The following is a 19,847-nucleotide window of genomic DNA, read 5'->3' on the forward strand; positions in this document are numbered from 1 at the left end:
GACCGGGCTCCGTCCGAATCACGAGCGTCCCGACGTCGGCAACGATGAAATCAGCGCGGCGCCGCATGAAGTCTTGTGACCTTCGAACGCCGCATGCGCCCCCTCGATGTCGAACTGCCCATCGCCCTCGACGACAACACACGGTCCATGTAACGGGCACGTACAGCGGTCACCGACGCGTGCAGGTGCACGGCCCATGACATCGCTGTTTGACGCCCCCGTCTCGACATAGCCACCGTGACTGTGGACGTCGCCCACTCGAATGATTCCTCGCATGGTCGGTTGTCCGGTCAGTAGGAATAGCCCTGCATGCCGTAATCCGTGTCGTGGCGACGCCCCCACCACGGCAGATACGCATTGTTCTCGCCCCGCGCGCGGAACCAGTCCTTGTCCGGATCGATCGCCGTGACTTTCGACGGCGGCACCACCACCACCGCCGTCGGATGCTGCGCATCCGTCGTCCCCGCCACCAGCACCTTCTCACCGAAGTGATTCGCTCGCCCGATCGCCAGCACCACGTCCGTCAATGCCGTACCGGCTCCCATCGGACCCAGCAGTGCCGGCGTATTGAACGTCTGCTTGCTGAAGTTGTAGTCCGGCAGCACTTCCGTCAACGTCTGCGACAACGCGCCGATCCGCTCCGACGCCGCCTCGCCTCCGCGACCTGCATCGTGCACCACGAAGTTCAGCGACGGCACCGTCACGCCCGCGTTGCGCGCCGCACTGTCGATCGTGGCCTTCCACGCCTGTACCGTACGCGTGGTGCCGGCCTTCGCCTCGTAGTCCTTGACGTTGCCCGTCGCCGCTCGGCCGATCCACGCCAGCGGTTCACGCTCCGTCTTGAAGTTCGGCCCGACGAGAAACAGCACCACCATGTTCTCGTTGATCTGCGCGTCTTTCGGCGGGAAGCTCGGCGCGTCCCAGTTCATCACCCACGCGCTCTTGTCCGGGTTCGCCTGCAGGTAATCCAGTGCGCGGTTCAGCGACGTAAAGCCGGCGTTTGCACCGCCCTTGTTAACGTGGACGTCGGGGGGCGTGTTCTTGCTCCAGAGATCCAGGAAATATTTATTCCCGATGTTGAATTCACTGACGATGCTCTGTTGCAGATAAGCCTGAGCCTCGCCAGCATCCAATCTATCCGGCACGGCAAACTCCACGCGGATACCTGCCAACTCGCGCCAGTCATCCTTATTCCTGGACTTGACCGTGTAGAAATACTTGGCGTTCATCACATAGCGATCACCGAACAACCCAAGCAGCTTACTGACGTATTTGTGGTAGAAACCTTGGAACGTTTCAGCGCCTTGATTGCCATACGCCACACCTGCGACCGACTGTAGCGTCGTAAACGACTTCGGATCCGTCCGAACCATGTCGTCGTTTTTATTGGGTTTAGCGAGCCCCATGGTCCACAAAACCTGCCATTCAGTTGGATAGTCGCGCCGCTGCAATGGATTCAGCCACTCGAGTCCGACAACTTGCGCTACAAACGGCGCAACACCTTCGTTCGTATTCGACACCGCGGCATCTTTCTGCGTTACGGTATCCGCGCGCGCAGGCGTCACCGTCACGATGATCGACACAACAAACGCCAGAACGGCTTCCAGGGTTGGCACTATCAACAGTCGCTTCATCCATTCTCCCGCGCTCAATTCGCCACGAGGCATATGTGCTGCGAAAACACTCCAGCCGCACATGATACCCATCGTGACAATCCACCTGCAGGACAAGACAAATATCGATCTTGATTCATCCACCCGATTTTTATGAATATCTCAGTAGAACCAAGCAATTATTTTAAAGAAATGAGCGCCCGAAAAAACATCGACACGAATATTCACGCGCGCTACCGGACGCGTCCCTAGCAAAGGAAACTTGAATACGACAAAGGGCCATGCATACATTGCGTCGCCCTATGTTTCGGAATATTGCGCGTGAATACAGTCGAACCTCGCGGAGCCGGCAAGATTCGAGCACGAGCGCGCCGCGCCGCGCCCCCGTACGCAATCAGCCGCCCCAAGATCCGTCGACAGGTCCTTCAACCCTGAATTGCAGATCACCGCGGCAATCGTCTTGCCACGCACCTCGTCGGCCAACCGGTGTTGGCTTGCGACCGGGGCAACAGGATCACGTTCCGACAGAACATGGACGGCGCATTTGCAAAGCCGCGCCACACCCAGCACGTTCGCACGAACACGCTGTATCCACCGCCCCGCAGATCAGCCGTCGGAAGCGCCTGACGACACCCGTCAAGCCATCGACGGCCGGGCAAGGCGGCGCGCTAAGTGCGAGGCGCTTGCCCCGGAAGATCGTCGCGCCGATCGTCGTTGCTCCGCGGCCGACGTCCTGGCAGCACCGGCAAGCAACGTTGCAACGCGTCGAACACGTGCAGCAGCCCACGTTTGAGCGGGCCCGCAATGGGCTTCTCGACGACCACGTGCACCAACAGCGCGGCCACGATCGCCGCTACGACCACGGCCCAAAACATCGCGACCGGATCGACAGCCGTGCCCACTCGATTGAACAGCATGTAGCCGACGTGCTGATGAATCAGGTACAGCGGATAGCTGACCGCGCCGAACCAGACCCACCGCGGGCTGGCGAGCATCGGCGTGCGACGCAACGCGAGCACGAGCATCACGACGAAGAACGCGGTCATCACGATCGCCACGATTGCCGGATTCAGCGGATGCTTGAGGTGCTCGCTGAAATACGGCAGGAGTCGGGATTCGTGGTAAAGCGACAGCACCCAGGCCGCACCGACGAGCAGGATGCGCGACGGCGACAGGCCACGCTCGCGGATCAGGAAGATGGCGGCACCCGCGATGAAGAAGCCCGCATAATCCGTGACCAGGAACGCCTGGAGCTTGACGATCTGGTGCCACTCGACCCACACCGTCGCAATCAGCCACGCGAACAGCCAGCGCTCGGCGCGACGGATCTGGCCAATGAGGAGCAGGATCCCGACCAGCCGGTAGAACCGCAGCTCCGCCCCCAGGGACCAATACGCGCCGTCGATCGAGTCGGTGCCGAATCCGCCGCCGAGCATCACCATGTTCACGAGGTATTGCAGCCACGTCGCAACGAAACGATCGCCGCCGATCGCGAGCGTCACGAGAAAGGTGATCGTGCAGCAGGCCCAGAAGGCCGGCAGCAGGCGGGAGGCGCGCGACGCGATGAACCGCTTGATGCTTCCGTCACCCGCCGTCATCAGGATCACGAAACCGCTGATCATGAAAAACAGGTGCACACCGAGGTAGCCGTACTTCGCGACCGGCTCGAGTGCCGGATAGTGCATGGTGGTCATGTCGTCGGCCGCGTATCCCCGGAACGCGTAGTGAAAGAACACGACGGCCACTGCGGCAACGAAGCGAAACAGGTCAAGCTCGGGAATTCGAGAGGACTTCACGGTCGATTCCTGTCGGAATTGTCGTTGCGGAGTGCGCCGGCCCGGCGACGGCTGGTCTTCGCACCGCGACCCATTCGTGCCCGTTCGTAATCGCGAACGAGCTGGCCTGCGAGCACCGCCACGCCGTGCTGGACAGGCGAGCGATGTTCCGGAAACGCGAAGGGGCTACGCAAACATCGCGTAACCCCTTGTCAGATATGGTGCCGGCTGCAGGACTCGAACCCGCCACCTGATGATTACAAATCAACTGCTCTACCAGATGAGCTAAGCCGGCGTAGCGCGAGATTCTACCTCATTTCACAATCTTGAGGCGAGGTCTGTTGCCACCTTTCGAGCCGTCGCCGTCAGTTTTCGGCGGTTCGTCGGCACCTTCGGACGGCTCCTCGTTCGCGCCGCGCTCGGCAACCGGTGTCAGCGTCGACGAAGACTCATCACGCTGCACGTCGTCGGCCTGCGCAGCTTCGTCGTCGAACGCGCCAGAATCCTCGCCTTCGCCCGCGACCGCATCGACCTGGAACGCCATGCCCTGCCCGTTCTCGCGCGCATAGATCGCGAGCACGTTGGCAACCGGAATCTCGATCTTGTGCGCTTTCCCGGAGAACCGGGCCGTGAATTCGATCCACTCGTTGCCCATCTGCAACTGGCTCGTCGCCTCGAAGCTGATGTTGAGCACGATCTCGCCGTCACGCACGAACTGACGCGGCACGCGCGTCGAGTTGTCGACCCTCACCGCGATATGCGGCGTGTAACCGTTATCGGTGCACCACTCGTACAGTGCGCGCAGCAGATAAGGCTTCGTTGAAATCTCTTGCATCACAATCCTCGAACCCGGAGCGGGGGCGCGGCACGCCGCGCCGCCCTCTCCGTCATGCCTGCAACATTAACGACGCATGACCTTTTCGGACGGCGTCAGTGCTTCGATATACGCCGGACGGCTGAAGATCCGTTCCGCGTACTTCATCAGCGGCGCGGCGTTCTTCGACAGCTCGATGCCGTAGTGATCCAGACGCCACAGCAGCGGTGCGATCGCGACGTCGAGCATCGAGAACTCTTCGCCGAGCATGTACTTGTTCTTCACAAAGATCGGCGCGAGTTGCGTCAGGCGATCGCGGATCGCGAGGCGTGCCTTCTCGTGGTTCTTCTCCGCTGCCTTGCCCTTCTCGTTCTCGAGCGTGCTGACGTGGACGAACAGTTCCTTCTCGAAGTTGAGCAGGAACAGGCGTGCACGTGCGCGCTGCACGGGGTCGGCCGGCATCAGTTGCGGATGCGGGAAGCGCTCGTCGATGTACTCGTTGATGATGTTCGATTCGTACAGGATCAGATCGCGCTCGACCAGAATCGGCACCTGACCGTACGGGTTCATCACCGAAATGTCTTCCGGCTTGTTGAACAGGTCGACGTCACGGATTTCGAAGTCCATGCCCTTCTCGAACAGCACCAGCCGGCAACGCTGGGAGAACGGGCAAGTTGTGCCGGAATACAGAACCATCATGTTTGCGTTTCCTCAAAAAAGCCGAGGGCCGGCACGCGGCGAACCCCTTCCGGGGTTCCACCTTGCGCCGGCCCCACGCCGGTCAGGCGTGATTACTTGATATCTTTCCAGTATGCGGCATTGAGCCGCCAGGCCAGGAAAGTCAGGACACCGAGAAAGATCAGCACCCATACGCCGAGGCGTTTGCGGGTCTGCTGAGCCGGCTCGGACATCCAGGTCATGTACGCCACCAAGTCGGCAACCGCAGCATCATAATCCACCGCGGACAGTGTCCCCGGCGTGACCTGCTGGAAGCCGACGAGCGTATGGACCTTCTCGCCCGTCTCCTCGTCCGTCTTGTCTTCGAATTTGGCGGTGCGCTGCCCCTGCATCTGCCACAGGACATGGGGCATGCCGACGTTCTCGAACACCGCGTTGTTCCAGCCGGTCGGCCGTGTATCGTCGCGATAGAAGCTGCGCAGATACGTATACAGCCAGTCGCGGCCGCGCGCCCGCTCCTCGACCGACAGGTCGGGCGGCGAGGTGCCGAGCCAGTTCTTCGCGTCTTCAGGGCGCATCGCGACGGACATCGTGCTCCCGACCTTGTCGGTCGTGAACAGGAGATTCGTTTCGATCTCCTTCTGGGATATGCCCAGATCCGTCAGACGGTTGTAGCGCATCAGGTTCGCGCTGTGGCAGTTCAGGCAATAGTTTACAAACAATTGCGCGCCGTGCTGAAGCGAAACGAGATTTTCCGTGTTATCTGGCGCCCGGTCGAGCGGAAAATTACCTTCCGCCCGAACCGCCGGCGCCACCAGCAGCGCACACGCGGTCGCCCCGATCAGCGCGAGTGTCGAAAGCAGTTTCTTCATGTCGTTCTCTCCTCGCTCACGTTAATGGGGCTTGAAGCGCACCCGCTCCGGCGGCTGCTTGAACGTGCCAAGCGGCGTCCAGACGGGCATGCCGAGGAAGAACGCGAAGTAGATCAGCGCGCAGCCCTGCGCGATCAGCGTCGCGACCGGCGATGGCGGCCGTGTGCCGAGGAACGCGAGGGTCAGGAACGCGGCGACGAAGATCCCGAGGAACACCTTGTGGAACAGCGGCCGGTAGCGGATCGACTTCACCGGGCTGCGGTCGAGCCACGGCAGGAAGAACAGCGTGATCACCGCCGAACCCATCACGACGACACCCCAGAACTTCGACTCCGTCAGGTACATGAATACGACGATCGCCGCGGCCAGCACCGGCAGCCCGGCCTTCCACTTGCCGCGCGCGCGGATCAGCGCGAGCACGCCGAGCAGCGCGATCACGATCATCAGCACGATCTTGAACGGGTCGGTGGTTGCGCGCAGCATCGCGTAGAACGCGGTGAAGTACCAGACCGGCGCGATCTCGGGCGGCGTCTGCAGCGGGTTCGCCGGGACGAAGTTGTTCGCCTCGAGGAAGTAGCCGCCCATCTCCGGCGAGAAGAACACGATCAGCGCGAACACCATCAGGAACACGCACACGCCGAGGAAATCGTGCACCGAGTAGTACGGATGGAACGGAATGCCGTCGAGCGGCACGCCGTTCGCGTCCTTCTTCGCCTTGATCTCGATGCCGTCCGGGTTGTTCGAGCCCACTTCATGCAGCGCGACCAGGTGCGCGATCACAAGGCCGACCAGCACGAGCGGAATCGCGATCACGTGGAACGCGAAGAAGCGGTTCAGCGTGACGTCCGACACCACGTAGTCGCCGCGAATCCACAGCGACAGGTCGGGGCCGACGAACGGGATCGCCGAGAACAGGTTCACGATCACCTGCGCGCCCCAGAACGACATCTGGCCCCACGGCAGCAAGTAGCCGAAGAACGCCTCGGCCATCAGGCACAGGAAGATCGCGCAGCCGAAGATCCACACGAGTTCGCGCGGCTTGCGGTACGACCCGTAAAGCAGCCCGCGGAACATGTGCAGATAGACGACCACGAAGAACATCGACGCGCCCGTGGAGTGCATGTAGCGGATCAGCCAGCCCCACGGCACCTCGCGCATGATGTACTCGACCGACGCAAACGCGAGCGTCGAGTCGGGCTTGTAGTTCATCGTCAGGAAGATGCCCGTGACGATCTGGTTGACGAGCACCAGCAGCGCGAGGGAGCCGAAGAAGTACCAGAAGTTGAAGTTCTTCGGCGCGTAGTACTCGGAAACGTGCTTCTTCCAGGTGGACGTGAGCGGGAAGCGCTGATCGATCCAGCCGGTGAGACCTGTCGTGGAGACTTCCTTGTTGTCGGCCATCACGCTTCTCCTTTCTCGTCCTTGCCGATCACGAGGGTCGTCGCCGACGTGAACATGTAGGGCGGGATGTCGAGATTCTGAGGCGCCGGCTTGTTCTTGAACACACGGCCGGCGAGGTCGTAGGTCGAACCATGGCACGGGCACAGGAAGCCGCCCGGCCAGTCGTCCGGCAGGTTCGGCTGCGGACCCGGCGTGAAGCGTTGGCTTGGCGTGCAGCCGAGGTGCGTACACACGGCCATCACGACGAGAATGTTCTTGCGATCGGCCCGCGAGCGATATTCGTTCGCGCAATACGCGGGCAACGGCATCGTATAGGGCTTTTCGGTGGTCGGATCGGCCACTTCCTTGTCGGCCTTGACCACGTCGGCCAGCATCGCGTCGGTGCGGTTCAGGATCCACACCGGCTTGCCGCGCCACGGCACGGTGACCATTTCACCGGGCTTCAGCCCGCTGATGTCGACTTCGACCGGTGCACCGGCCGCTTTCGCTTTCGCGGACGGCGCAAGCGACGCCGCGAAAGGTATGACGGTGGCTACGCCTCCTACGCCACCTGCTACGGATGTCGCAATCAGCCAGGTACGGCGGCCGCTGTCGACGCGTTTCTCTTCCTTGTCTCGCATCACACGCCCCACTTCTGAGTTGGATTTTCCGTCACGACTTTCCATTCCGCCGCTAGTTTGCTCGAATGGAGTCGCCATTTACAAGGCCCGGAGATGAAAATCCCTTCGAAGTGATTGATAGTTAAGGGTTTTCCCCCACTATCGGAGCGATTAAATCATTTCACTTTTAAGCATCCGCTACATTGCAAAATTTCGATGCGCTGCCGCAAATCCGGCATTCAGACCGGGTTATGGATATCGATAAAAAGGTGTTCGATATCGAATTCTTCGGACAAGTGGGCGCCCAGCGCCTGGATTCCGTAGCGTTCGGTCGCATGGTGCCCTGCCGCAACGAACGCGACGCCGCTCTCGGCGGCCGTATGCGTCACGTATTCGGACACCTCGCCGGTCAGGAACACGTCGGCGCCGGCATCGATCGCCGCATCGAAATAGCTTTGCGCGGCGCCCGTGCACCACGCAATGCGACGCAGCTGCGTGTCCAAATCACCGAGCACGAGCGGCGTGCGGCCGAGCGTGCGCTCGACCTTCGCGACGAAGTGCTCGAGCGTGACGGGCATCGGCAGCGTCGCCATCCAGCCGAGGTCGCCTTCGCCGAAACGCTGCTCGCCGATCAGCCCGAGCCGCTCGCCGAGCTGCGCGTTGTTGCCGAATTCGGGATGCGCGTCGAGCGGCAGGTGGAATGCGAACAGATTCAGGTCGTTCGCGAGCAGCAGCTTCAGCCGCTGGTACTTGCGGCCCGTGATCTGTGGCGGCTCGTTGCGCCAGAAATAGCCGTGATGGACGAGCACGGCATCCGCCCCCCATTCGAGCGCGGCTTCGAGAAACGCGACCGACGCCGTCACGCCGGTGGCGATCTTCTCGATCTTGCGGCGCCCCTCGACCTGGAGGCCATTCGGGCAATAGTCCTTGAAGCGCGCGGTTTCAAGGGTATTGTTCAAGTACAATTCAAGTTCGATCCGATCCATATAAACCTCTAATCCATTCAGATGCTTAGACGCTTCTGGCTGTTCTTCGCGCAGGCGGTTACCGTACTGCTCGCGCTGATGTTCATCGTCGTGACGCTCAAGCCGCAATGGCTGCAACGGCAAGGACAGCTCGGCAAGCAGCTCGCCACGCCGATCGTTGCGCTGCGGGAAGTCGCGCCGGGCATCGGCGGCGCGCCGGCGACCACGTCGTACGCCGAGGCCGCGCAAAAGGCGATGCCGGCCGTCGTCAACGTCTTCTCCAGCAAGGACGGCTCACTGCCGCCCGACCCGCGCGCGAAAGATCCGCTGTTCCGCTACTTCTTCGGCGACCGCAACGCCCGCAAGCAGCAGGACGAACCGGCCGCCAACCTTGGCTCGGGCGTTATCGTGAGCCCTGAAGGTTACATTCTAACGAACCAGCACGTCGTGGACGGCGCCGACCAGATCGAAGTCGCGCTCGCGGACGGCCGCACAGCCACCGCGAAGGTGATCGGCAGCGATCCCGAGACCGATCTCGCGGTGCTGAAGATCAACATGACGAACCTGCCGACGATCACGCTCGGCCGCTCCGACCAGTCGCGCGTCGGCGACGTCGTACTCGCGATCGGCAACCCGTTCGGCGTCGGCCAGACGGTCACGATGGGGATCATCAGCGCGCTGGGCCGCAACCACCTCGGCATCAACACGTTCGAGAACTTCATCCAGACCGACGCGCCAATCAACCCGGGCAACTCGGGCGGCGCGCTGGTCGACGTGAACGGCAACCTGCTCGGCATCAACACGGCGATCTACTCGCGCTCGGGCGGCTCGCTCGGGATCGGCTTCGCCATCCCCGTGTCGACCGCTCGCACGGTGCTCGAAAGCATCATCACGACGGGCTCGGTCACGCGCGGCTGGATCGGCGTCGAGCCACAGGACGTCACACCGGAGATCGCCGAGTCGTTCGGGCTGTCGCAGAAATCGGGCGCGATCGTCGCCGGCGTGCTGCAGGGCGGCCCGGCCGACAAGGCCGGCATCAAGCCGGGCGACATCCTGGTCTCGGTCAACGGCGACGAGATCACCGACACGACGAAGCTGTTGAACACCGTCGCGCAGATCAAGCCGGGCACGCCGACCAAGGTGCACGTCGTACGCAAGGGCAAGGAGTTCGACGTGAACGTCGTGATCGGCAAGCGTCCGCCGCCGCCGAAGCAGACGCTCGACGAGCAGGACAGCGATACCGAATGACGTCGGGCGAGCGGCGCACTGCCGCATGCCGAGCACCGTCGAAAATGAAAAAGGGCAGCCGCTTGGCTGCCCTTTTGTTTTGTATCGAAAGACCTTCGTTGCCGGGAAGGTGGCCTCGCCACGTGCTTTCCAGCTAACCCAGCACCACCGGGCCCGTTCAGGTGCGGCCGGAAGACCGACCCCGCCGCGCACCGCCCCGGCGCGCTGCCGTCAACTCGCGGCTTCGCCGTTCTCCGCGTCGCCCTCTTCGGCCGGCTTCTTCGGCACGAAGAACCGCGCAGCCAGCAGCCCGATCTCGAACAGCACGACCAGCGGCAACGCGAGCATCAGTTGCGAGAACACGTCCGGCGGCGTGACGACCGCCGCGACGATGAATGCGCCGACGATCACGTACGGCCGCATCTCCTTCAGCTTCTTCAGCGACAGCACGCCCATCCGGACGAGCAGCACGACGACGATCGGCACCTCGAACGTGACCCCGAACGCGATGAACATCCCGAGCACGAAGCTCAGGTAGTTGTCGATGTCGGTGGTCATTTCCGCCCCGAGCGGCGCGTTGTAGTGCGCCATCACGCGGAAGATCGTCGGGAACACGAGGAAGTACGCGAACGCCATCCCGCACAGGAACAGCACGTAGCTGCTGCCGACGAGCGGCGCGACGAGCTTCTTCTCGTGCTGGTACAGCCCCGGCGCGACGAACGCCCAGATCTGGTACAGCACGATCGGCAGCGCGATCACGAGCGCGACGAGCATCGTGACCTTCATCGGCACGAAGAACGAGCCGGTGACATCGGTGACGATCATCTTGCCGTCTTTCGGCAGGTTCTGCATCAGCGGCCGCGCGAGCAGCCGGAAGATGTCGGGCGCCCAGTAGACGAGCCCGAGGAACACGACGATCACGGCCGCGCCCGCGCGAATGATGCGATCGCGAAGCTCGACGAGATGGGAAATGAAGGTTTCTTCCGGGGCGTCGCCCGGGTTCTGCTGGGGGTCGCTCACGCCGGCCCTCGGTAGGATTGACGAGCGAGCATGCGCTCGGCTCAGAAGAAGCGCGTCGGCCGGCGCAGGCTGGCCGGCTGGTGGCGCGCAACGCGCGCGGCGCCCGACTGCACGTGCGTGCGGCGCGTGGTCGCGCGCTTGTACCAGACAGGCGCAGCCGCCTGCTTGACGCGCCAGTTGCGGCGCTTCGGCGCGAGCGCGGCCGAACTACCGCGCCAGGACGGCGCCGCGGGCGTGTCGGAACCGGTCGAACCGGCGTCGCCCGCCGCTTCATTGAGACCGCCGACCGCGGAATGCCACGTGTCGTTCAGTTCCTTCTCGTGCTCGCGCAGGTTGTCGTGAATCGTCGTCTCGACATTGCGCGCGGCCGCTTCGAAATCGGTCTTCATCGTCCGCAGCGCGTCGAGTTCGATTTCGCGCGAGACCTCGGCCTTCACGTCATTGATATACCGCTGCGCGCGGCCGAACAGCGCGCCTGCCGTACGCGCAACGCGCGGCAGGCGCTCGGGGCCGAGCACCACGAGCGCGACGACGCCGATCAGCGCCATCTTCGAAAGACCGAGATCCAGCATCGCGAATGCCTGTCAGCGTGCCGGCGTTACGCCTTGTTCGAGTCGGAACGCGTCGTTTCCTTCGCGTTGACGTCGACCGGGCCCGAGCGCGGCAGTTGCTGCGCGTCCGCCGGTGCTTCGCCGTCCTTCATGCCGTCCTTGAAACCCTTCACGGCGCTGCCGAGATCGTTACCGATGTTGCGCAGCTTCTTGGTACCGAAAACCAGCGCGACGATCAGCAGCACGATCAGCCAGTGCCAAATGCTCAATCCACCCATGATGAAACCTCTCCTCAACCACGCCGCGATGCAGCGTAAATCGCCGGCAACGCGCCGGCTTCGACCATCGATGCGGGGATACGCCCCGCGCCGTCAACCCATCCGCTGCCAGGGGCGCGGACCCGCCAGGATATGCGCGTGCAGGTGGTAGACCTCCTGCCCGCCGCCCGGGCCCGTGTTGATCACCGTACGGAAACCGGTTTCGCCACCCGTATAAGCGACGCCGAGCTGGTCGGCCAGACGCGAGACGAGCAGCATCAGCCGGCCGAGCATCGGCGCATCGGTCTCGCTCGCCGCCGACAGCGTCGGCAGATGCTGGCGCGGAATCACCAGCACGTGCGTCTCGGCCGCCGGGCGGATGTCGCGGAACGCGACGAATTCGTCGTCCTCGTGCACCTTCGTGCTCGGGATCTCGCCTGCTGCGATCTTGCAGAACAGGCAATTCGGATCGTGACTCATGTTGCTCCTGCAGACGCCCGCGCGCAGCCGGTCAGAACCAGGCCTGCGGATCGAGCGGCTTGTTGTCGTTCAGGTACAGCCAACCCTTGATGATACGGTACAGCGTCCAGATCCATGTGACAAACATCACTGCGAATCCGACCACCACGAACATCAGCGCGAACCCGATCACGTACGCGATCAGCGCGCGCCAGAACGTGCGGATCTGCCACTCGAAGTGGGCCGCATACGGCGTGCCGGCCACGTCGTCGCGCTTCACGTAGTTGATGATGATCGCGATGATGCCCGTGACGCCGCCCGTCAGCCAATGAAACGCATAGAGGCCGTAGAGCACGTGAGTCAGCGTGCGCAGCCCGTTCAGGCGTTCGGCGTCCGCAGCCCCCGGCACCGCAGGCGTCGGAAACTGGTTCGACGTATCGTTCATGATGCTACCCCCGTTAGATGACAATTCTTACAGCTTACCGCACTGTTGCCACCGCGGCGGGACGCTACATGTCAGCCGCCGTTTTCCTCGCGCTCGCGACGCTTGCGCAGGGCCTTCTCTTCGATACCCGACAGCCCTTCACGGCGCTCGAGCTCGCCGATCACATCGGCCGGGCTCAGGTCGAAATGCGACAGCATCACGAGGCAGTGGAACCACAGGTCGGCCACCTCGCCGACGAGCGCGGTCGGCGCGCCGCCCTGGCGCACGTCCTTCGCGGCCAGCACGACTTCCGTCGCCTCTTCGCCGATCTTCTTGAGCACCGCGTCGTCGCCCTTGTGGAACAGGCGCGATACGTACGATTGATCGGGATCGCCGCCCTTGCGGCTATCGATCACGGCCGCGAGGCGCAGCAGCGTGTCTTCGGTCGATTGCGTCATTTGTAGATGTGTTCGGGATCTTTCAGCACCGGTTCGACCGCGACCCAGTCGCCGCTGTCGACGGTGCCTTCGAATTTCTGGAAGAAGCACGAATGCCGGCCGGTGTGGCACGCGATGCCCGACACCTGCTCGACCTTCAGCAGCACGACGTCCTCGTCGCAGTCGAGCCGCACCTCGTGCACGTGCTGCACGTGGCCCGACTCCTCGCCCTTGAACCACAGGCGCTTGCGCGAACGCGAATAATAGACCGCGCGCTGCGTCTCGATCGTCTTCGCCAGTGCCTCGCGGTTCATCCACGCGAACATCAGCACGTCGTTCGTCGACGCTTCCTGCGCGATCACCGGCACGAGGCCGTTGTCGTCCCAGCGGACTTTATCCAGCCACGCGGGCAATGCATTCGTTTCCGTATTCATCACAGCCTCACCGGGATGCCCTGATTGGCCATGAAGCGCTTCGCCTCGCCAACCGTGTGCTCGCCGTAGTGGAAGATGCTCGCGGCCAGCACCGCATCGGCGCGGCCGTCCTTGATGCCGTCGGCCAGGTGCTGCAGCGAGCCGACACCGCCCGACGCGATCACCGGCACCGGCACCGCGTCCGACACGCCGCGCGTGAGCGCGAGGTCGAAGCCCGACTTGGTGCCGTCGCGGTCCATGCTCGTGAGCAGGATCTCGCCCGCGCCGAGCTCGGCCATCTTGCGCGCCCATTCGATCGCGTCGAGGCCCGTGTTCTTGCGGCCGCCGTGCGTGAAGACTTCCCAGCGCGGCGTCTCGCCGTCGGCCGACACGCGCTTCGCATCGATCGCGACGACGATGCACTGCGAGCCGTACTTGTCGGCCGCATCGCGCACGAGCTGCGGGTTCGCGACCGCCGACGAATTCATGCTGACCTTGTCCGCGCCCGCGTTCAGCAGGCGTCGCACGTCCTCGACGGCGCGCACGCCACCGCCGACGGTCAGCGGAATGAAGACCTGCGACGCAACGGCTTCGATGATCGGCAGGATCAGGTCGCGCTGGTCGGACGTCGCGGTAATGTCGAGGAACGTCAGTTCGTCGGCGCCCTGGTCGTCGTAGCGGCGGGCGATCTCGACGGGGTCGCCGGCGTCGCGCAGCTCGACGAAGTTGACGCCCTTGACGACACGCCCGGCAGTCACGTCCAGGCAGGGGATGATGCGTTTAGCTAGAGCCATGATGTTGCGCCAAATGCCGCGATGGGACGGCCGGTTACGGAAAGCCTCGCGCGAGGCTTCCGGTCGGGGCCGCCTGCTGGCAGCCCCGGCGAGCGGGACAACCGCGGTTACGCGTTGTCGAGTTCGCCGTTCAGTTCGTCCGCGCGCTTTTGCGCGGCCGCGAAATCGAGATCGCCGGAGTAGATCGCACGGCCGCAGATCACGCCTTCGACGCCGTGCTCTTCCACTTCGCACAGATTCTCGATGTCCGTGAGGTTCGACAGGCCGCCGCTGGCGATCACCGGGATGCCGACCGCCTGCGCGAGCTTCACGGTCGCCTCGATGTTGATGCCCTGCAGCATCCCGTCGCGGCCGATGTCCGTGTAGACGATCGATTCGACGCCGTAGTCCTCGAACTTCTGCGCGAGATCGATCACTTCGTGGCCCGTCAGCTTGCTCCAGCCGTCGGTCGCGACCTTACCGTCCTTCGCGTCCAGCCCGACGATGATGCTGCCGGCGAACGCGGTGCACGCATCCTGCAGGAAGCCCGGATCCTTCACGGCCGCGGTGCCGATGATCACGTAGGACAGGCCCGCATCGAGATACTTCTCGATCGTCTCGAGGCTGCGGATGCCGCCGCCGAGCTGTACGGGGATTTCATCGCCGACTTCGTCGAGGATCGCTTCGATCGCCTCGAGATTCTTCGGCTTGCCGGCGAACGCGCCGTTCAGGTCGACGAGATGGAGCCGCCGGGCGCCGAGATCGACCCACTTGCGGGCCATCGCCGCCGGGTCCTCGGAGAAAATCGTGGCCTGGTCCATATCGCCTTGTTTGAGGCGCACACACTGACCGTCTTTGAGATCGATGGCCGGAATCAGCAACATAGCAATCGGGTGTCGTCGTGGAAAAAGAAAAGAATCCGGCGCGTACCGGCCAATCCGGTACCGCGCCGTCTCGCTAGTTTAGTACAACTCTTTCGGTGCTTAGGCGGGCGAGCCCCGTAAGACGGGCCTCTCCGGCCCGCCGACTGTGGCACGCACGCGACGTTCACGGCTTCCAGTGTACGAAGTTGCGATACAGACGCAACCCGACCTCCGCGCTTTTCTCGGGGTGGAATTGGGTCGCGAAGAGATTGTCCCGCGCGACCGCGGACGTAAACGGCGCACCGTAGGCCGTTTCGCCAACCGTATGTGCCGGGTTGTCCGGCGTCACGTAATAGCTGTGCACGAAGTAGAAATACGCGTCGTCGGGCACGCCGTCCCACAGCGGGTGCGGCTGCGACTGACGCACGCGGTTCCAGCCCATCTGCGGCACTTTGAAGCGCGAGCCGTCGTCCTGCAGGCGACCGTCGAGCTCGAAACGCACGACCTTGCCGGGCAGCAGGCCGAGGCCCTTCGTGTCGCCCTCCGCGCTCCAGTCGAACAGCATCTGCTCGCCGACGCACACGCCGAGCAGCGGCTTCGTGCGCGAGGCCTCGATCACGGCCTCCTGCAAGCCCGATTCGCCGAGGGAGCGCATGCAGTCGGGCATCGCGCCCTGGCCTGGCAGCACGACACGGTCGGCCGCGCGGATCGCGGCCGGCGTGTCGACGATCGCCACGTCGGCGGCCGGTTCAGCCTTCTTGAGCGCCTGCGCGACCGAGCGCAGGTTACCCATCCCATAATCCACAATCGCAATCGAAGTTTTCATCTCAGTGCAGGCAGTAGCGCCCTCAGTCCATTGACGATGAATTCCACCGCCAGCGCCGACAGCATCAGACCCATCAGCCGCGTGGCGATGTTGATGCCCGTGCGGCCGATCCAGTTCGCGATCGGCTCGGCGAGCCGCATCGCGACGAAACACAGAAAAGCCAGGACCGCGCCGATCGCGACCAGCCCGGCCCGCTCATACCAGTGATGCGAGTTCGCCGCATAGATGATCACCGTGCTGATCGAGCCGGGGCCCGTGAGCAGCGGAATCGCCAACGGCACGACCGCGATGTTGTCCTTCAGCTCGGCCTCGTGGCGCTCCTCCGGCGTCGATCGCGTGTTGCCGATCTGCGCGTTCAGCATGTTGATCGCCATCAGCAGCATGATGATCCCGCCGCCCACTTCGAGCGACCCGACCGAAATGCCGAAGAAGTTGATGATCTGCTGCCCGAGCAGCGTCGTCACCGTGATCACGCAGAACACCGATACCGACGCGATCCGGATCGTGCGCCGCCGCTCGGCATCCGTCTGCTGCGCCGTCAGGCTCAGGAAGAACGGTACCGCACCGACCGGGTTGATCAGCGCAAGCAGCGAAATGAACGATTTGAGCAGATCCATCGCAAGCCGGCGCCGCGCGCCGAAGCCGTGAGGTTGTCCTTGACGCTCCGGTCAGTTCAGGTTCAGAGGCTGCCCTTCGTCGACGGGATCTGCCCCGCCGCACGCTCGTCCAGCTCCACCGCCGCACGCAGCGCGCGGCCGAATGCCTTGAACACGGTTTCGAGCTGATGGTGCGCGTTGATCCCGCGCAGGTTGTCGATGTGCAGCGTGACGCCCGCGTGGTTCACGAACCCGCGGAAGAACTCGATCGACAGGTCGACGTCGAACGTGCCGATCCGCGCCCGCGTGAACGGCACGTGGAATTCGAGGCCCGGCCGGCCCGAGAAGTCGATCACGACGCGCGACAGCGCTTCGTCGAGCGGCACGTACGAATGGCCGTAGCGGCGGATGCCCTTGCGGTCGCCGATCGCCTTCGCGACGGCCTGCCCGAGCGTGATGCCGACATCCTCGACCGTGTGGTGGTCGTCGATATGCGTATCGCCATGCGCTTCAACCTCGAGATCGACCAGACCGTGTCGAGCGATCTGGTCGAGCATATGGTCGAGGAACGGCACGCCGGTGGCCAGCTTCTGCTGGCCCGTGCCGTCGAGATTGAGCTTCACACGGATCTGCGTTTCGCTGGTATTGCGAACGACTTCCGCCACACGCATGGCAATTCCTTGACTGAGTCGATGTAAATGGGGATTGATCGTTTCGCGCTGCGGCGCCCAGAGGCTCAACCGGGCAGCGCGAGTTTCAAAGCGGCCAGCAGGCGCGCGTTTTCGTCGGGAGAACCGACGGTCAGCCGCACGCATTCAGCCAGCAACGGATGCATTTTACTCACGTTTTTGACCAAAACCCGCTCGGTGAGCAGCGCGTCGAACACGGCAGCCGCGTCCGGCACGCGCACCAGCAGGAAATTGCCGGCACTCGGGAACACCGTCGCGCCCGGCAGCGCGGCCACTTCCTGTGCGAGACGCGTGCGTTCCGTACGCAGATCGGCCGCCTGCGCGTCAAGCACGTCGAGGTGGTCGAGCAGGAAATCGGCGGTCGCCTGGGTCAGCACGTTGATGTTGTACGGCGGGCGCACCTTGTCGAATTCGGTCAGCCACGCGGGCGAACCGACCAGATAGCCGAGGCGGATGCCCGCGAGACCGAGCTTCGACACCGTGCGCATCACGACGACGTTGTCGAACTCGGCGGCGCGCGGCAGCCACGAGCGAACGGCGAACGGCTGGTACGCCTCGTCGATCACGATCAGGCTGTGCCGCGCGGCCGCGATGATCCGTTCGATGTCGGCATCGTCGTACAGCGTGCCGGTCGGGTTGTTCGGGTACGCGAGATAGACGAGCGCCGGACGATGCTCGGCGATCGCCGCAAGCATCGCGTCGACGTCGAGCGTCAGGTCGGCCTTCAGCGGCACGCCGACGAATTCGAGCTGCGCGAGCTTCGCGGACAGTTCGTACATCACGAAGCCCGGCACCGGCGCGAGCACCTTCGCGCCCGGCTTCGCGCAGGCCACCGACATCATGCTGATGATTTCGTCCGAGCCGTTGCCGAGCAGCACGTCGCAGGCGGCCGGCACGCCCATCGCGTGGCGCAGCTTCTCGAGCAGCGCGGCCGGGCGCGGCGCCGGGTAGCGGTTCAGCGCGACCTGCGCGAGACGCTCGCCGAGTGCCGCGGCGAGCGGTTCGGGCAGCGGGTACGGGTTCTCCATCGCGTCGAGCTTCACGAACCCGCTCGCGTCCGGCACCGGGTAGCTCGTCATCGCGAGCACGTCGCGGCGGATGATGTCTTGTGGCGTCGTCATGGTCTCAAGCCGGCGTGCGTCGCGCCGGCGTCAAATGATCGGCAGAGCGGCGGCTGCCGCCCTGCGCAGGTGTCTCCAGCCCCGGCCTTCGGGGGCAGGCCGGGCGGCGCATCGGCGCCAGCCGCGGCCCCAAGCAGCGTACGGTCAGTTCTTCATCCGGAACTCGGCGCTCTTCGCGTGCGCCTGCAGCCCCTCGCCGTACGCGAGCTCGGATGCGATCTCGCCGAGCGTCTGCGCGCCTTCGGCGCTGACCTCGATCACGCTCGAGCGCTTGATGAAGTCGTACACGCCGAGCGGCGACGAGAAGCGCGCGGTACGCGACGTCGGCAGCACGTGGTTCGGGCCTGCGCAGTAGTCGCCGAGGCTCTCGCTCGTGTAGCGGCCGAGGAAGATCGCGCCCGCATGGCGGATCTGCTGGCCCCATTGCTGCGGCTCCAGCGCGGAAATTTCCAGGTGCTCGGGCGCGATGTCGTTCGCGATCCGACAGGCTTCGGCCATGTCGCGCACCTTGATCAGCGCGCCGCGGCCTTCGAGCGACGCGCGGATCACGTCCCGGCGCGGCATCGACGGCAGCAGCTCGTCGATCGCCTTTTCGACGCGCTCGAGGAACGCACCGTCCGGGCACAGCAGGATCGACTGCGCGAGTTCGTCGTGCTCGGCCTGCGAGAACAGGTCCATCGCGACCCAGTTCGGATCGGTCGTGCCGTCGCACAGCACGAGGATTTCCGACGGCCCGGCGATCATGTCGATGCCGACCGTACCGAACACGCGGCGCTTCGCCGACGCGACGTACGCATTGCCGGGGCCGCAGATCTTGTCGACGGCCGGCACCGTCGCCGTGCCGTACGCGAGCGCGCCGACCGCCTGCGCGCCGCCGATCGTGAACACGCGATCGACGCCGCCGAGCAGCGCCGCGGCGAGCACGAGGTCGTTCTTCACGCCGTCCGGCGTCGGCACGACCATCACGATCTCGCCGACGCCCGCGACGCGCGCGGGAATCGCGTTCATCAGCACCGACGACGGATACGCGGCCTTGCCGCCCGGCACGTACAGGCCGACGCGGTCGAGCGGCGTGATCTTCTGGCCGAGCACCGTGCCGTCCGCTTCCGTGTATTGCCAGCTATGCGTGCCGCACTCGATCTTCTGCTTCTCGTGGTACGCGCGCACTCGCGCCGCAGCGGCTTCCAGCGCCGCGCGCGCCTTCGGCGCGAGGCCGTCGAGCGCCGTCTGCAGCGCGTCCTGCGGCAGCTCCAGCGCGGCGACGCTGTTCGCGCTCAGCCGGTCGAAGCGGTTCGTGTACTCGAGCACCGCGGCGTCGCCGCGCGACTTCACGTCGGCGAGGATCTGCGCGACCGATTGCTCGATCGCCGCGTCTTCGCTCGCCTCGAATGCGAGCAGCGCGCGCAGCTCGGCGCCGAAGCCTTCGCTCGTCGAATCGAGCTTGCGGATGGTGATGGACATGGGAGTTCCGTTA

24 protein-coding genes and 1 tRNA gene are annotated in these 19,847 nt (G+C 64.2%); 1 reads left to right on the forward strand and 24 read right to left on the reverse strand.

Annotation, left to right across the window (positions count from 1 at the left end; translation table 11 throughout):
* Window positions 1-18: 18 nt before the first annotated feature.
* The 10 genes from QZM67_RS22870 to QZM67_RS22915 all read right to left on the reverse strand — a co-directional run bounded on the left by QZM67_RS22870 (window position 19) and on the right by QZM67_RS22915 (window position 8,738).
* Complete coding sequence (locus QZM67_RS22870) at window positions 19-276, reverse strand: PAAR domain-containing protein (RefSeq protein WP_301806875.1); 258 nt, start codon at window positions 274-276, stop codon at window positions 19-21.
* A gap of 14 nt (window positions 277-290) precedes the next feature.
* A complete protein-coding gene (locus QZM67_RS22875; protein ID WP_301806968.1) occupies window positions 291-1,697 on the reverse strand; it encodes a virulence factor in 1,407 nt (468 codons plus the stop codon).
* Between the two features lie 584 nt (window positions 1,698-2,281).
* A complete protein-coding gene (locus QZM67_RS22880) occupies window positions 2,282-3,409 on the reverse strand; it encodes an acyltransferase (protein WP_301806877.1) in 1,128 nt (375 codons plus the stop codon).
* Between the two features lie 198 nt (window positions 3,410-3,607).
* Window positions 3,608-3,683 (reverse strand) — tRNA-Thr (locus QZM67_RS22885).
* Between the two features lie 18 nt (window positions 3,684-3,701).
* The gene (locus QZM67_RS22890; protein WP_301806879.1) at window positions 3,702-4,223 is read right to left on the reverse strand and encodes a ClpXP protease specificity-enhancing factor; all 522 of its coding nucleotides are present in this window, start codon (window positions 4,221-4,223) and stop codon (window positions 3,702-3,704) included.
* Window positions 4,224-4,289: 66 nt separating this feature from the next.
* The gene (locus QZM67_RS22895; protein ID WP_006400565.1) at window positions 4,290-4,901 is read right to left on the reverse strand and encodes a glutathione S-transferase N-terminal domain-containing protein; all 612 of its coding nucleotides are present in this window, start codon (window positions 4,899-4,901) and stop codon (window positions 4,290-4,292) included.
* 92 nt (window positions 4,902-4,993) lie between these two features.
* Window positions 4,994-5,752 carry a cytochrome c1 gene (locus QZM67_RS22900; protein ID WP_043191744.1) on the reverse strand — a complete coding sequence of 253 codons (759 nt, stop codon included), beginning with the start codon at window positions 5,750-5,752 and terminating at the stop codon, window positions 4,994-4,996.
* A 21-nt stretch (window positions 5,753-5,773) separates the two neighbouring features.
* On the reverse strand, window positions 5,774-7,156 hold the full coding sequence (locus QZM67_RS22905) for a cytochrome bc complex cytochrome b subunit (protein WP_175023552.1): 1,383 nt from the start codon (window positions 7,154-7,156) through the stop codon (window positions 5,774-5,776).
* Entirely contained in the window at window positions 7,153-7,773 is a 621-nt protein-coding gene (gene petA / locus QZM67_RS22910) for a ubiquinol-cytochrome c reductase iron-sulfur subunit (protein WP_011350741.1), read from the reverse strand. The genes QZM67_RS22905 and petA overlap by 4 nt, the downstream gene beginning before the upstream one ends.
* A gap of 218 nt (window positions 7,774-7,991) precedes the next feature.
* A complete protein-coding gene (locus QZM67_RS22915; RefSeq protein ID WP_089449776.1) occupies window positions 7,992-8,738 on the reverse strand; it encodes a Nif3-like dinuclear metal center hexameric protein in 747 nt (248 codons plus the stop codon).
* A gap of 21 nt (window positions 8,739-8,759) precedes the next feature.
* On the opposite strand from QZM67_RS22915, the gene QZM67_RS22920 reads away from it, so the two are divergent.
* The gene (locus tag QZM67_RS22920; RefSeq protein ID WP_043191754.1) at window positions 8,760-9,965 is read left to right on the forward strand and encodes a Do family serine endopeptidase; all 1,206 of its coding nucleotides are present in this window, start codon (window positions 8,760-8,762) and stop codon (window positions 9,963-9,965) included.
* A gap of 210 nt (window positions 9,966-10,175) precedes the next feature.
* Here QZM67_RS22920 and tatC read toward each other — a convergent pair whose 3' ends face one another.
* The 14 genes from tatC to hisD form a co-directional block, all read right to left on the reverse strand.
* Window positions 10,176-10,964, reverse strand: a complete 789-nt coding sequence (gene tatC / locus QZM67_RS22925; protein WP_175026496.1) for a twin-arginine translocase subunit TatC — start codon at window positions 10,962-10,964, stop codon at window positions 10,176-10,178.
* Between the two features lie 41 nt (window positions 10,965-11,005).
* Entirely contained in the window at window positions 11,006-11,536 is a 531-nt protein-coding gene (gene tatB, locus QZM67_RS22930) for a Sec-independent protein translocase protein TatB (RefSeq protein ID WP_175026497.1), read from the reverse strand.
* A gap of 26 nt (window positions 11,537-11,562) precedes the next feature.
* Window positions 11,563-11,793, reverse strand: coding sequence for a Sec-independent protein translocase subunit TatA (gene tatA, locus QZM67_RS22935; protein ID WP_301806884.1), 231 nt, complete (start codon window positions 11,791-11,793; stop codon window positions 11,563-11,565).
* A 93-nt stretch (window positions 11,794-11,886) separates the two neighbouring features.
* On the reverse strand, window positions 11,887-12,252 hold the full coding sequence (locus tag QZM67_RS22940; RefSeq protein WP_043191762.1) for a histidine triad nucleotide-binding protein: 366 nt from the start codon (window positions 12,250-12,252) through the stop codon (window positions 11,887-11,889).
* Between the two features lie 31 nt (window positions 12,253-12,283).
* Window positions 12,284-12,676 (reverse strand): membrane protein, encoded by a 393-nt coding sequence (locus tag QZM67_RS22945; RefSeq protein WP_043191763.1) that lies wholly within the window; start codon window positions 12,674-12,676, stop codon window positions 12,284-12,286.
* Window positions 12,677-12,747: 71 nt separating this feature from the next.
* Entirely contained in the window at window positions 12,748-13,113 is a 366-nt protein-coding gene (locus QZM67_RS22950; RefSeq protein WP_006751798.1) for a phosphoribosyl-ATP diphosphatase, read from the reverse strand.
* Complete coding sequence (gene hisI / locus QZM67_RS22955; RefSeq protein WP_039366640.1) at window positions 13,110-13,526, reverse strand: phosphoribosyl-AMP cyclohydrolase; 417 nt, start codon at window positions 13,524-13,526, stop codon at window positions 13,110-13,112. Before hisI ends, QZM67_RS22950 begins: the two co-directional genes overlap by 4 nt.
* Window positions 13,526-14,299, reverse strand: a complete 774-nt coding sequence (gene hisF / locus QZM67_RS22960; RefSeq protein WP_301806886.1) for an imidazole glycerol phosphate synthase subunit HisF — start codon at window positions 14,297-14,299, stop codon at window positions 13,526-13,528. The genes hisI and hisF overlap by 1 nt, the downstream gene beginning before the upstream one ends.
* Before the next feature lie 107 nt (window positions 14,300-14,406).
* Entirely contained in the window at window positions 14,407-15,162 is a 756-nt protein-coding gene (hisA, locus tag QZM67_RS22965) for a 1-(5-phosphoribosyl)-5-[(5-phosphoribosylamino)methylideneamino]imidazole-4-carboxamide isomerase (protein WP_043191766.1), read from the reverse strand.
* A 163-nt stretch (window positions 15,163-15,325) separates the two neighbouring features.
* A complete protein-coding gene (gene hisH, locus QZM67_RS22970) occupies window positions 15,326-15,967 on the reverse strand; it encodes an imidazole glycerol phosphate synthase subunit HisH (protein WP_011350730.1) in 642 nt (213 codons plus the stop codon).
* On the reverse strand, window positions 15,964-16,584 hold the full coding sequence (locus tag QZM67_RS22975; RefSeq protein ID WP_011350729.1) for a YchE family NAAT transporter: 621 nt from the start codon (window positions 16,582-16,584) through the stop codon (window positions 15,964-15,966). Before QZM67_RS22975 ends, hisH begins: the two co-directional genes overlap by 4 nt.
* Before the next feature lie 62 nt (window positions 16,585-16,646).
* Window positions 16,647-17,234: an imidazoleglycerol-phosphate dehydratase HisB gene (gene hisB / locus QZM67_RS22980; RefSeq protein WP_011350728.1), complete on the reverse strand. Its 588-nt coding sequence runs from the start codon at window positions 17,232-17,234 to the stop codon at window positions 16,647-16,649.
* A 65-nt stretch (window positions 17,235-17,299) separates the two neighbouring features.
* Complete coding sequence (gene hisC / locus QZM67_RS22985) at window positions 17,300-18,373, reverse strand: histidinol-phosphate transaminase (RefSeq protein WP_301806890.1); 1,074 nt, start codon at window positions 18,371-18,373, stop codon at window positions 17,300-17,302.
* 144 nt (window positions 18,374-18,517) lie between these two features.
* Window positions 18,518-19,834, reverse strand: a complete 1,317-nt coding sequence (gene hisD, locus QZM67_RS22990) for a histidinol dehydrogenase (RefSeq protein WP_301806893.1) — start codon at window positions 19,832-19,834, stop codon at window positions 18,518-18,520.
* Window positions 19,835-19,847 lie beyond the last annotated feature (13 nt).

Origin of the sequence: Burkholderia sp. AU45251, assembly GCF_030482905.1 — a bacterium.
Taxonomy (GTDB): domain Bacteria; phylum Pseudomonadota; class Gammaproteobacteria; order Burkholderiales; family Burkholderiaceae; genus Burkholderia; species Burkholderia aenigmatica.

Excerpts from the sequence above, each read along its gene's own strand:
- QZM67_RS22890 (WP_301806879.1), bottom strand. The coding sequence starts at position 4,223 with ATGCAAGAGATTTCAACGAAGCCTTATCTGCTGCGCGCACTGTACGAG.
- QZM67_RS22915 (WP_089449776.1), bottom strand. The coding sequence starts at position 8,738 with ATGGATCGGATCGAACTTGAATTGTACTTGAACAATACCCTTGAAACC.
- hisF (WP_301806886.1), bottom strand. The coding sequence starts at position 14,299 with ATGGCTCTAGCTAAACGCATCATCCCCTGCCTGGACGTGACTGCCGGG.
- hisB (WP_011350728.1), bottom strand. The coding sequence starts at position 17,234 with ATGCGTGTGGCGGAAGTCGTTCGCAATACCAGCGAAACGCAGATCCGT.
- QZM67_RS22920 (WP_043191754.1), top strand. The coding sequence starts at position 8,760 with ATGCTTAGACGCTTCTGGCTGTTCTTCGCGCAGGCGGTTACCGTACTG.
- petA (WP_011350741.1), bottom strand. The coding sequence starts at position 7,773 with ATGCGAGACAAGGAAGAGAAACGCGTCGACAGCGGCCGCCGTACCTGG.
- tatA (WP_301806884.1), bottom strand. The coding sequence starts at position 11,793 with ATGGGTGGATTGAGCATTTGGCACTGGCTGATCGTGCTGCTGATCGTC.
- tatB (WP_175026497.1), bottom strand. The coding sequence starts at position 11,536 with ATGCTGGATCTCGGTCTTTCGAAGATGGCGCTGATCGGCGTCGTCGCG.
- QZM67_RS22900 (WP_043191744.1), bottom strand. The coding sequence starts at position 5,752 with ATGAAGAAACTGCTTTCGACACTCGCGCTGATCGGGGCGACCGCGTGT.
- hisC (WP_301806890.1), bottom strand. The coding sequence starts at position 18,373 with ATGACGACGCCACAAGACATCATCCGCCGCGACGTGCTCGCGATGACG.
- hisH (WP_011350730.1), bottom strand. The coding sequence starts at position 15,967 with ATGAAAACTTCGATTGCGATTGTGGATTATGGGATGGGTAACCTGCGC.
- QZM67_RS22940 (WP_043191762.1), bottom strand. The coding sequence starts at position 12,252 with ATGAGTCACGATCCGAATTGCCTGTTCTGCAAGATCGCAGCAGGCGAG.
- QZM67_RS22945 (WP_043191763.1), bottom strand. The coding sequence starts at position 12,676 with ATGAACGATACGTCGAACCAGTTTCCGACGCCTGCGGTGCCGGGGGCT.
- QZM67_RS22975 (WP_011350729.1), bottom strand. The coding sequence starts at position 16,584 with ATGGATCTGCTCAAATCGTTCATTTCGCTGCTTGCGCTGATCAACCCG.
- QZM67_RS22950 (WP_006751798.1), bottom strand. The coding sequence starts at position 13,113 with ATGACGCAATCGACCGAAGACACGCTGCTGCGCCTCGCGGCCGTGATC.
- QZM67_RS22870 (WP_301806875.1), bottom strand. The coding sequence starts at position 276 with ATGCGAGGAATCATTCGAGTGGGCGACGTCCACAGTCACGGTGGCTAT.
- QZM67_RS22875 (WP_301806968.1), bottom strand. The coding sequence starts at position 1,697 with ATGTGCGGCTGGAGTGTTTTCGCAGCACATATGCCTCGTGGCGAATTG.
- hisA (WP_043191766.1), bottom strand. The coding sequence starts at position 15,162 with ATGTTGCTGATTCCGGCCATCGATCTCAAAGACGGTCAGTGTGTGCGC.
- hisD (WP_301806893.1), bottom strand. The coding sequence starts at position 19,834 with ATGTCCATCACCATCCGCAAGCTCGATTCGACGAGCGAAGGCTTCGGC.
- hisI (WP_039366640.1), bottom strand. The coding sequence starts at position 13,526 with ATGAATACGGAAACGAATGCATTGCCCGCGTGGCTGGATAAAGTCCGC.
- QZM67_RS22895 (WP_006400565.1), bottom strand. The coding sequence starts at position 4,901 with ATGATGGTTCTGTATTCCGGCACAACTTGCCCGTTCTCCCAGCGTTGC.